Raw genomic sequence first — 11,805 nt, 5'->3', positions numbered from 1 at the left:
ATTTCTATAATTTCGATTGCAAAAGTAACTAAAGAATCCTTTTTTACAATAAAAAAACGGATGAATCTGAGCATTAACTTTTAAAAAACAGGCAATTAATAGCTGATTTTTCTATTTCGTTTGTTTAAATAATAATGCCAGAGCAAATATGTTGCATAAGATCGATACGGACTCCATGTAGAGGTATACCGTTCCATCTCTTCTTTACTGTGAATATCAAGCAATTCCTTGATTGTATTCACAATGGCAATATCACCCAGGGGGATTAAATCGGGTTCTTGCAGGCAGAACATCAAATAAATATCGATAGTCCAATTTCCGATTCCCTTTAATCTTAGCAGTTCTTCCCTAACTTGCTGTGCCGATTTAGTACCTAGACTTTCAATATCCAATTCTTTACTTAAGACTGTCTGGGCTAAAATTTTAATATAAGTAGCTTTCTGCCGACTTACGCCAAGAAGTCTAAACTCCTGCTCTGACAAAACCACCATACATTCGGGACTACAAGCAGTATGGGATTTAATTTTCAAAAATGTGGCTTTGGCCGAATCTATAGACACCTGCTGTTCGAGAATTAACAACACCAACGTTTCAAAACCCTGAGGGCGTTTTGGGATTGGAGGCAATCCATATTTCGAGATAATTTCTTGAAATATTGGATTTTGGGTAGACAGAAAATCGATAGCTTCTTGCATGGTGTTGATTTCAGTTTCAAAAAGCCATCTGTACAGGACAGCCCTTTGAGCATAATTAAAAGTACGCAAAAAAAATAGTTTACGCATAAAAAAAACACCAACTCATTAAGCTACATAACTTAATGACTTGGCGTTTATTCGAAACGATCGAAAAATTTTGACCTTCCTTAAACTGATGATGTTGCTTTTAGAAATAGAATCCGAAAGATCCTTTTACAGCAAATTTATTGGCATCAGGCGTATTCAAATAACTTCCTCTCCAAGAAAAATCAATACGGAACACTTTGAAGATATTTCCGATCCCAGCATTGTATTCCCAATACACATTCTCTGGAGCAACATAGACCTGATCTGAAGCATTTAAAGCTCTGTTAGCGTCTGAAATAGTTCCATAAACCCCTTTTACTCCCACAAACTCTCTCCAATTTAATTTCCTCATAAAGGGGATTCTGGAAAACAATCTTCCTCCAAAATCATGATTCCATTGCAGGGTGGTATACTGATCCGTGATAAACTCGTAGAAATTCAGATTACTAAAGGTATTTTCAATGGTAAAATAAGTCTGATTTCCTGGAATCACACTCATTAACCCTAAAGGTATTGTACCAAAAGTTTTTCCAGTCTCCAAAATGATATTCGACCTACCCAGAGCACCAATTATAATTGGTTGCTTGTAGAACAATTGTACCTTTTCATACGCAAAATCACTATCTAAAACACCTTTAAGACCATAACTAAAATTAACAAAGAAATGACTAAAAGGACTGTCTACCAGATTACGCTCTACCCCAAATCCAATGGTTTTACGGTTGGGCATGTATTCGAATTGAACATTCGCTTCAAATTGTTTTACCGCACTTGCTACTACTCCAGTAGAATTAGTTGTCGTTGGCAAAGTCGTATAATAATCCAAGCTGAAGGTCTTTGAGGCTGATTCTAATGTTCGATAAGAAATCCCCGTTTGAACCACAAAGTTTTTCACAGGCTCCATTTCAACAGAGACACTAGTCAAATTAATATTGGTCAACTTCCCATTACTGCCCGTAGTAAACAAGGCAGAAGACGCGAAACTTCGACCTAAAATATCATTTGTAGTGGTTAAACTAGCTCCTATTTGTTCTATATCACGCCTGTTTCCTCCTGATACAATAACTCGATTTTTCTTATCGACCATCCATTTTCCAGAGAAACCGTACTTAAACTTATTATCATCAAAACCGTAAGCGGTATAGGCTTGAATACGCCATGGATCATTCGGTCCAAAATAAGTTCGCCCTCCTGCCCTAAGCCTTAAACCTTCTACCTCATTATAACCAAAGGTCGAGAAAATGGGTCCGAAATCAAAATTCTTGAATTCCACATAACCACTTCCCAAGATCGATACTAAACTATAAAGCTGCTTAAATCTTTTAACCGTTTGCAAGGTATCCAACATTTTATAAACACCTTGTTCGTCTTTATTGAGTTTCTCAAATCGATTCTCTTCCCAAAATTCATTGCTTTTATTGTACACTTCGTTGTCAATATAATTGACTTCATCTTTGTAAAAACTTTCGGGTTTACTGATATTGAATTTATGATCCCTATATAAGGTCGTTCGTTTTCCATAAACGCCTTTAGAACTTTCTTTTTTATTCAACGCAAAATCGGACATCATATAATCACGTGTCAATAGGAAGACAGAATCATTTTCTACCGCGAATTCTTGTTCAATATAAATGTCTTTTACCCAGTTAATATTGGCACTTTTGGTCACTGCCATGTTTATTTTCTTAATAGCAAAAGTGGTATCATTTACCCAAAAATCTCCTTTAAAAGTCAATTCGTTTTTACGTCTTGGATAAAAAACAATGTTATAACACCATTTTTTATCAATATAAGCACTGTCTTTTAGGACATAATTATACACATCAATCCCTGTTTTTGATAATGGACTCGTAAAGCTTTTATCAAAAAATTTAAGATGGTTATCATAAATATTGTAGTCTGAATACAGGTCTTTTACAAATGATAGAATTTGTTGATTCCCATTAAAACCAGAGGTTTTATTTCCCGTAATATTTTCTTTTGTTTTCTTTAATTTATTATCACCGTAAACATCATACAATGATTCACTGATAAAAATAGGCAAATACGTCTTCCCAGTAACCTCTGATGTATCCACATGTTGAAACACAAACTCCATTCCTTTGAAGAGTTTGTTTTTCATAAAAGCACTGTCAATTGTGTTCATATCAAACTCAACTTTCTCGTACTTTTGCATTTGATATTGATTGAATTGGTACAGACCGTTTTTACGTTTCCTCTCCCATATTTTCCTCAATATATCAAGTGCAGGATTATTCTTTTTAGATGTTTTCCCTGTAAAGATTACCACTTCATTGAGTGCTTCAGCTTCACTCAAAACAATTTTAAAATCGTAATTAACGGATTTGTCTAAGGTCACTTCTCTGTCTGAAAATCCAGCCGAACTCACCAGTAAAGTGGTGTAGGTGATTGGCGATTCTAAATAAAAACGTCCGTCTTCATTAGAAACTATTCCTGTATTGGATCCTTTAAAAACAATATTAGCAAAGGGAACAGGTTGATTCGATTTATCCAAAACAATTCCGCTCACTTTAGTTTGTGCAGTAACCATATTTGCGAGAGCAAATACAAAAAACAAGCTGAGTAAAATTATCTTTTTCATAATCTAGCAAAAAAAAACTTCATCAATAAATATGACTGATGAAGTTTTATAAGTATGGTTAAATTGACTATTTGTACATTACTTTCTTAACTGCTTTTACTACATCGCCAGCGTTTGGCAACCAGTCTTTAAGCAATACAGGAGAGTAAGGAGCAGGAGTATCTGCAGTCGTAATACGTTGAATTGGCGCATCAAGGAAATCGAACGCCTGTTCTTGTACGATATAGGTGATTTCAGAAGAAATACTAGCGAATGGCCAAGCTTCTTCCAAAATTACTAAACGGTTTGTTTTCTTAACAGACTTTAAGATTGCCTCATTATCCATTGGACGAACTGTTCTTAAATCGATGATTTCACATGAAATCCCCTCTTTAGCCAATTCATCTGCAGCAATAAAAGCTTCTTTGATAATTTTACCAAAAGATACGATAGTTACATCTGTTCCTTCACGTTTGATATCAGCAACTCCTAGTGGAATAGTGTATTCTCCGTCTGGCACTTCACCTTTATCACCATACATTTGCTCAGATTCCATAAAAATTACAGGATCATTATCACGAATGGCAGCTTTTAAAAGTCCTTTTGCATCATAAGGAGTTGAAGGCACAACCACTTTAAGACCTGGAGTATTTGCAAACCAGTTTTCTAAAGCTTGAGAGTGTGTTGCTCCTAATTGACCTGCAGAAGCAGTTGGTCCACGAAAAACGATAGGCACATTAAATTGTCCACCTGTCATTTGACGCATTTTAGCAGCATTATTTATAATTTGATCAATACCTACTAAACAGAAGTTGAACGTCATATACTCAACAATAGGACGACAACCATTCATAGCTGATCCTACTGCAATTCCTGTAAAACCAAGCTCAGCAATAGGAGTATCAATTACTCTTTTTTCACCAAACTCAGCAAGCATTCCTTTTGAAGCTTTATATGCTCCATTATATTCTGCTACTTCTTCGCCCATTAAATATATGGATTCATCGTGACGCATCTCTTCGCTCATCGCTTCGCAAATGGCCTCTCTAAATTGTATTGTTCTCATATTTATATTGTATGTTGAATTTTCTGAAAAGCAAAAATAAATATTTTAAATAACTTAAATGCATAAATTAGGTTTAAAATCACAAGAACTTACCCCCCTACTAAGGTTTTAACTTTTCCAAAACACATCCCTTGGCTGGCGAAATCGATATAATGAAGATGGTTCTGCCATGAATTGAGTGGATTTTGTATTTTCAGCAGAAAAAGATAACAGAAATTTTTTTAAGAAGCTACTGAATTTTGGTACCAAATAGAAAGTTAAAAAAATCGATTTCTTTGGTTTGTACTTGGGGATTTTTTGCATTGATATAGGCCCTTTACTATGTGAATTATCATCCTAAATCCGAATCAGATTTGAGCTGAAGAGCAGTTTCATATTACCTAAAGGAATTATCTTTCAGAATATTGTGCAATTGCTTTGTAATTACCCTGAGCAGTGAGACAAGTATCAAATAAGCCCCATTTACTCCCCCTTTCTGTAAGCCTCTATAAGAAACAATTTCATATCTTTATCTATTATTTATTAAATGAACATCCCTTAAATAGGACCAACCAACACTACCATTACCAATGATTGAGTAAAAGATTATCATTGATTTTTCTTAATCCCCTTTCGCATATAACAAATAATTTCTAAAATTTGACATTTTGCGAAATCGTAATAGCTTTTAAAATATTATGCGTGCATAGTATAATTATTCCAAATTAAATTCTAAATTTGTAAAAGTATATAACCAACATAAAAAACCCACTTATGAAAATATTAGTTTGCATCAGTCATGTACCTGATACTACTTCAAAAATTAACTTTTCCAATGGTGATTCAGAATTTGATACCAATGGTGTACAATATGTAATTAATCCTAATGATGAGTTTGGTCTAACACGCGCAATTTGGTTTCAAGAGCAACAAGGCGCTACAGTAACAGTGGTAAACGTTGGAGGACCTGACACTGAACCAACTTTACGTAAAGCATTGGCTATTGGTGCTAACGAAGCAATTCGTATCAATGCTAACCCAACAGATGGTTTTTTTGTTGCCAAACAATTGGCTGAAGTAATTAAAAACGGTGGTTATGACTTAGTGATCGCTGGAAAAGAATCTTTAGATTATAATGGAGGAATGGTTCCTGGAATGATTTCTGGAATTTTAGGTGCTAACTTTTTAAACTCTTGTACAAACATAACAGTTGACGGTAACAACGTGAAAGCAGTTCGTGAAATTGACGGTGGAAAAGAAACAGTAAGCACTACCTTACCTTTAATTATTGGGGGGCAAAAAGGACTTGTTGAAGAAAAAGATTTACGTATTCCCAACATGAGAGGGATTATGACAGCAAGAACAAAAGTACTTACTATTTTGGAGCCAATTGACGCTCCAGTAAATACTAAAGCAGTAAAATTTGAAAAACCAGCTCCAAAATCAGCAGTAAAATTAGTCGCTGCCGATAATTTAGATGAGTTAATCAATTTATTACACAACGAAGCAAAAGTGATCTAATAATCCGTATTGAATAGCTGTTTTCAGTTCCCAAACTGCAAACCTGCCCCGAGAGCTTTGCTCAAACAGGCGAAGCAAACTTCAAACTTTTAAACCAAAAAATCATGTCAATATTAATATACGCAGAATCTGCAGAAGGAAAATTTAAAAAGGTAGCTTTTGAATTGGCATCATACGCTAAAAAACTTGCCGAATCATTAGGAACAACCGTTACCGCATTAACAATCAATACAAGTGATGTTAGCGAACTGTCGAAATACGGAGTTGACAAAGTCCTTAAAGTAACCAACGACAAATTAGCTGGTTTTACCGCTAAGGCATATGCCGATGTCATCAAACAAGCAGCACAAAAAGAAAGCACAAAAGTAGTATTACTATCTTCAAGTACAGACAGTATTTACCTTTCCTCATTAGTTGCAGTAGCACTAGAGGCTGGTTTTGCTTCAAACGTGGTGGGCTTACCTCTAAGCACCTCTCCTTTTCAAGTAAAAAGAAATGCTTTCTCTAACAAGGCGTTTAATATTACTGAAATCAATACGGACGTAAAAGTTCTTGGTTTAGCTAAAAACTCTTATGGAATTTTTGAAAATGCTGGATCAGCAACTGAAGAAGATTTTAACCCTAGCATTGGAGATAATGACTTTGGCGTAAAAGTAGAATCAGTAGAAAAAGTAACTGGAAAAGTTTCCATTGCAGACGCTGATGTTGTCGTTTCTGGTGGTCGTGGATTGAAAGGTCCAGAAAACTGGGGATTGATTGAAGATCTAGCTGCAGTTTTAGGAGCAGCTACTGCTTGTTCTAAACCCGTTTCTGACTTAGGCTGGAGACCTCATAGCGAACACGTTGGACAAACAGGAAAACCTGTTGCCACAAATTTATATATTGCCATTGGAATCTCAGGAGCCATTCAACACATTGCGGGTATCAACTCTTCAAAAGTAAAATTAGTAATCAATAACGACCCTGAAGCACCCTTCTTTAAAGTAGCGGACTACGGAGTAGTTGGAGATGCCTTTGAAATTGTACCCCAACTAATTGAGAAATTAAAAGCCTTTAAAGCTCAACATTCTTAATTTAAAAATTCTCTTTAAAAATATAGCTACCTAAAAATAAGATAATCGTATCTTTGCTTTAGGTAGCTTTTTTGTTCCATATTTTTTGATTAAAATTGCACCTTTATTTTTCAATCAAAAAAAGTATTAAAATGAGGCATTAATTGCCCTTTTTACCCACATATATGAGTCTAGTAAAATTATCCATAAAAGGAATATCATACAGCCAAACTCAAAATGGCGCTTATGCCTTGATTTTGAATGAAGTTGATGGTGAACGAAAATTACCTATAGTAATTGGCGCTTTTGAAGCCCAGTCCATTGCTATTGCCTTAGAAAAAGAGATCAAACCTCCTCGCCCTTTAACACACGATTTATTCAAAAACTTCGCAGAAAGATTTGACATCGTAGTAAAACAAGTGATCATTCACAAATTGGTAGATGGCGTTTTTTATTCGAGTTTAATTTGTGAGAGAGATAAAATTGAAGAAATCATTGATGCTAGAACATCAGATGCTATTGCATTGGCCCTACGCTTTAATGCTCCGATTTTTACTTATAAAAACATTTTAGATAAAGCCGGTATTTATTTAAAATCAAATACAGCCGAAACAGACCCAGGGTCTCAGGAGATCGACGATGTACTTTCGAATCCAGAAACTTTTGGACATGAAGAAGAGAGCAATCAATCTGGCGACATATACGCTAAACATAGCCTTCAAGAATTAAACGAGCTTTTAGATCTAGCCGTTTCTCAGGAAGACTATGAAAAGGCAGCAAAAATTAGAGACGAAATCTCAAAAAGAGAATCTTAATTGTTTACTCGTCGTTTTGTTTAACTGCTTAATCAAACAAACCATAAACGAGTAAAAGAATACATTATAAATGAAACAATACTTAGATTTAGTACAGCATGTTTTAGAAAACGGCTGTCAAAAAGGAGACCGTACTGGGACAGGAACAAAAAGTGTTTTTGGCTACCAAATGCGTTTTGATTTAAGTGAAGGTTTCCCAATGGTAACCACCAAAAAACTACACTTAAAATCTATCATTTACGAATTGCTTTGGTTTTTAAAAGGAGACACCAACATCAAATATCTTCAAGAAAACGGAGTTAAAATTTGGGATGCATGGGCAGATCCTCAAGGGAATCTAGGACCTGTTTACGGCCACCAATGGCGCAATTGGAATAGTGAAGAAATTGATCAAATTACTGAATTAATTACCGAACTAAAGACAAATCCAAATAGCCGTAGAATGCTGGTTTCAGCATGGAACCCTTCTGTTTTACCAGACACGACTAAATCATTTGAAGAGAATGTAGCCAATAACAAAGCAGCACTACCGCCTTGTCATGCTTTTTTTCAGTTTTATGTAGCAAGTCCTGACCTTGAAAAAGGAGAAACAAAAGGAAAATTATCCTGTCAATTATACCAACGAAGTGCTGATATATTTTTAGGAGTTCCCTTTAACATTGCTTCCTATGCTTTGTTAACCATGATGATTGCTCAAGTATGTGATCTAGAAGTAGGCGAATTCATTCATACTTTTGGCGATGCACATATCTATAACAATCATTTTGAGCAATTAGAATTGCAATTAACACGTGAACCAAAACCATTGCCAAAAATGATTTTGAATCCCGAAATTAAAAACATATTCGATTTTGACTACAATGACTTTACCCTTTTAGATTACGAGCCACATGCTGGTATCAAAGGCAGCGTTGCTGTATAATAAATAAAAAAAATCCGCTAAGCGGATTTTTTCATACAACTAAAACACTATTTTCACTTCCAGCAAAATCATTCCATCGATAAGAATCCGCCTCAGGATCATTCACATACAAACCATCGATTATATACTTAAACTCATAAATGCTATCTTTAACCAAGTCATAAGTAACTTTAAAAGTTCCATTTTTTAACTTACTCAAAGTCCCTTCTTCCACATTCCAATTATTAAAATCCCCGACTACTGCGGCTGAATTAGCATTTTTTGCATCGACAGAAAAAGTAACCTTACACACTGGTTTGGTTTTGATAAATTGCTTCTTTAAAGACATAACTATTTCGTTTTTAGATTCATAGACCAAATTACTCAAAATCATTCAAACCGTCAACACACTACTATCCGATTTATCATAATATCAAAAAGACGTCTCTTTTTTAATTACATCACTATTTTAAAGCAGTAAATTTTCTACATTTCAAATCTACACCACCTTATGACTTAAATATTGTAGCTTCAAAATAGGGTCTTTTCAAAATAAATTCTAACTTTATAACCTCATTTATATCTTATGGAAAAAGAAGTACACGAACAATACGAATATGCCAGAAGAAGGATTAGACAAAAGAAGGTCCTATATTTTCATTTTGTACTTTTTCTATTAGGAAGTTTATTTTTATTTATTGCCGATAGATTTTTTGATTTTGGCGCCAACACAGCACAAAATTGGTGCCTTTGGGGCATAACCATCTGGTTCTTCCTCTTTATCCTACACTTTATAAAAGTCTATATTACCGATAGATTCATGAATAAAAAATGGGAAAGAGAACAAATTGATAGACTTGTTGCTTTGCAACAAAAAAGAATCAATCAATTGGAATCCAAAATAACTGAGGAGGAGACCCAAAATAAAATTTAGCTTCACAGACCATGATTATAATGATAGCGGCTGTTGCCGAAAACAATGCTCTAGGAAAAAACAATGAACTAGTTTGGCACTTACCAAATGATTTCAAGAGATTCAAATCACTTACTACAAACCACCATATTATTATGGGTAGAAAAACTTTTGAGAGTTTTCCTAAACCACTACCCAATAGAGTACACATTGTGATTACCCGTCAGACCGATTATAAACCAGAAGGCTGTATTGTGGTCAACAGTATCGAGGAAGCCATTGCGTTATGCCCAAAAGACGAAGATTCTTATATCATTGGAGGAGGTGAAATTTATACTTTGGCCTTACCCTATACCGACATTATAGAACTCACCAAAGTTCACCATACTTTTGACGCAGATGCTTTCTTTCCAAGAATCAGCAAAAGCGAATGGAAGCTTGTAGAGTCTGAAGAAAATTTTAAAGATGAAAAACATCTTTACGACTATACCTATGAAACGTATATCAAGCTATAAAAACAATCGTTTTTATAGCTTTTATTTTTACTCCCCTTGTTTTCGTGAAAAATTAATATGAACTACTCCCTATTTTAGGTCGTTTACAAACCAAAAAAACACTTATTCTATCTCTGTAATACGGTACAATAGCCTTCATTTAATACTCTCTGACAACACATTTACTTTAACATTTAAAAAACGCAATTACAGTTAAGCTAGATTGTTTATATTTGCGTAAATAAAAATAATGTCTGAAAAAATCACCCCATATAAAAACTCTTCTTTAGGTAAAAAAGAGCAAGTTGCCCAAATGTTTGATAATATTTCGGGGAACTATGACAATTTAAATCGTGTCATTTCATTTGGTATTGACACCAAATGGCGAAAAAAAGTATTAAAAATAGTTTCGGATGCCAAACCTAAAATCATTCTTGATATTGCAACTGGAACTGGTGACTTAGCCATCTTAATGGCCCAAACCAATGCGGAAAAAATCATTGGCCTAGACATTTCAGCAGGAATGCTTGAGGTTGGAAAAAAGAAAATCGAAGAAAAGAAATTATCAAATATCATTGAACTAGTTTTAGCAGATTCTGAAAAAATGCCTTTCCAGGACAATTATTTCGATGCTATAACAGTCGGTTTTGGCGTACGAAATTTTGAACATTTGGAAAAAGGTTTTGCCGAAATCTTACGAGTTTTAAAACCAAATGGTGTATTTGTCATTTTAGAAACTTCAGTGCCAGACAAAACACCTTACAAACAAGGTTATAAATTCTACAGCAAGAACATCCTCCCTATTATAGGTAAATTGTTTTCTAAAGACAATTCTGCTTATGGTTACTTATCTGAATCTGCTGCCGTTTTCCCATATGGAGAAGCGCTCAACAATATTTTAAGAAAAACGGGGTTTATAGATGTTGTGGCTATGCCTCAAACTTTTGGAGTAGCAACCATTTATTCTGCATCTAAAAAATAGTATGAAAAAAATTGTAGTCTTACTTTTATTAGTCTTAACGACCAACGGATATTCGCAATTTGCTAAAAGTATGTTTAGCAAAGATCCTATTATCAACCTTGAAAACTGGCAACAACAACGTCTTTACTTCGGGTACTACTTAGGATTCAACAGTTTTGACTTTAAATTTGATTACAAAGAGGTTACCCCTCAAGACATTCAAGTAAAAAAGACAACGGGTTTTAATGTTGGTGTTGTAGCGGATTTACGTCTACAAGAATATATTAATTTACGCTTTGAACCTGGCTTGTATTACACCAAACGTGATTTATACTTTCCAGGAATAGGCAACACACCTAAAGATTACTTAAGAGAAGTAAACAGCACCTATATTCACTTCCCTTTATTATTAAAATTCTCTTCTTTGCGTACCGGAAATGTTCGTCCCTATTTAGTAGGCGGAGTATCCACCACCCTAAATCTATCCAGCAACTCAAAATCTCTGGATGACAACTTTGAAGGGAAATTTAGAGTAAAACCATGGACCGCAGCTTATGAATTAGGCTTTGGAATTGATATTTTCACCGAATACTTCATCTTCTCTCCTTCTATTCGAGGAATGTTTGGTATCAGTGATGAATTAATTCGTGACAATCCAGAAAAGGGAGCGAGTGCTTGGACAGACAACATTGATTCTATGAAATCAAGAGCACTTTTAATTAATTTCACGTTTCATTAAA

12 protein-coding genes are annotated in these 11,805 nt (G+C 34.7%); 8 read left to right on the top strand and 4 right to left on the bottom strand.

The features are described from left to right. Positions 1–95: 95 nt before the first annotated feature. From AC51AA_RS14960 to AC51AA_RS14950, 3 genes are all read right to left on the bottom strand, one after another. Positions 96–695, bottom strand: a complete 600-nt coding sequence (locus AC51AA_RS14960; RefSeq protein ID WP_500705645.1) for a DNA-3-methyladenine glycosylase family protein — start codon at positions 693–695, stop codon at positions 96–98. Between the two features lie 187 nt (positions 696–882). Then, a complete protein-coding gene (locus AC51AA_RS14955; protein ID WP_500703027.1) occupies positions 883–3,384 on the bottom strand; it encodes a DUF5686 and carboxypeptidase-like regulatory domain-containing protein in 2,502 nt (833 codons plus the stop codon). A gap of 67 nt (positions 3,385–3,451) precedes the next feature. Then, positions 3,452–4,429, bottom strand: a complete 978-nt coding sequence (locus AC51AA_RS14950) for a pyruvate dehydrogenase complex E1 component subunit beta (RefSeq protein WP_500703026.1) — start codon at positions 4,427–4,429, stop codon at positions 3,452–3,454. Positions 4,430–5,182: 753 nt separating this feature from the next. Here AC51AA_RS14950 and AC51AA_RS14945 point away from each other — a divergent pair. The 4 genes from AC51AA_RS14945 (at position 5,183) to AC51AA_RS14930 (ending at position 8,718) form a co-directional block, all read left to right on the top strand. Beyond that, positions 5,183–5,929, top strand: coding sequence for an electron transfer flavoprotein subunit beta/FixA family protein (locus tag AC51AA_RS14945; RefSeq protein WP_500703025.1), 747 nt, complete (start codon positions 5,183–5,185; stop codon positions 5,927–5,929). Between the two features lie 104 nt (positions 5,930–6,033). After that, entirely contained in the window at positions 6,034–7,002 is a 969-nt protein-coding gene (locus tag AC51AA_RS14940; RefSeq protein ID WP_500703024.1) for an electron transfer flavoprotein subunit alpha/FixB family protein, read from the top strand. A gap of 164 nt (positions 7,003–7,166) precedes the next feature. After that, the gene (locus tag AC51AA_RS14935; protein WP_500703023.1) at positions 7,167–7,796 is read left to right on the top strand and encodes a bifunctional nuclease family protein; all 630 of its coding nucleotides are present in this window, start codon (positions 7,167–7,169) and stop codon (positions 7,794–7,796) included. A 70-nt stretch (positions 7,797–7,866) separates the two neighbouring features. After that, positions 7,867–8,718: a thymidylate synthase gene (locus AC51AA_RS14930; protein ID WP_500703022.1), complete on the top strand. Its 852-nt coding sequence runs from the start codon at positions 7,867–7,869 to the stop codon at positions 8,716–8,718. A gap of 31 nt (positions 8,719–8,749) precedes the next feature. On the opposite strand, the gene AC51AA_RS14925 is transcribed toward AC51AA_RS14930, so the two are convergent. Then, on the bottom strand, positions 8,750–9,046 hold the full coding sequence (locus tag AC51AA_RS14925) for an isoamylase early set domain-containing protein (protein ID WP_500703021.1): 297 nt from the start codon (positions 9,044–9,046) through the stop codon (positions 8,750–8,752). A gap of 237 nt (positions 9,047–9,283) precedes the next feature. Between AC51AA_RS14925 and AC51AA_RS14920 the strand changes: the two genes are divergently transcribed. From AC51AA_RS14920 to porT, 4 genes are all read left to right on the top strand, one after another. Further along, the gene (locus AC51AA_RS14920; protein WP_500703020.1) at positions 9,284–9,631 is read left to right on the top strand and encodes a 2TM domain-containing protein; all 348 of its coding nucleotides are present in this window, start codon (positions 9,284–9,286) and stop codon (positions 9,629–9,631) included. Positions 9,632–9,642: 11 nt separating this feature from the next. Further along, positions 9,643–10,125 (top strand): dihydrofolate reductase, encoded by a 483-nt coding sequence (locus tag AC51AA_RS14915; RefSeq protein ID WP_500703019.1) that lies wholly within the window; start codon positions 9,643–9,645, stop codon positions 10,123–10,125. Between the two features lie 229 nt (positions 10,126–10,354). Beyond that, positions 10,355–11,086 carry a bifunctional demethylmenaquinone methyltransferase/2-methoxy-6-polyprenyl-1,4-benzoquinol methylase UbiE gene (gene ubiE / locus AC51AA_RS14910; protein ID WP_500703018.1) on the top strand — a complete coding sequence of 244 codons (732 nt, stop codon included), beginning with the start codon at positions 10,355–10,357 and terminating at the stop codon, positions 11,084–11,086. A gap of 1 nt (position 11,087) precedes the next feature. After that, complete coding sequence (gene porT, locus AC51AA_RS14905; protein WP_500703017.1) at positions 11,088–11,804, top strand: type IX secretion/gliding motility protein PorT/SprT; 717 nt, start codon at positions 11,088–11,090, stop codon at positions 11,802–11,804. Position 11,805: the final 1 nt, after the last annotated feature.

The organism is Flavobacterium sp. OHVDL-2026-0007 (genome assembly GCF_059882335.1).
Note: the sequence above shows the minus strand (reverse complement) of the source record. Positions and strands in the feature narration are given on the sequence as shown.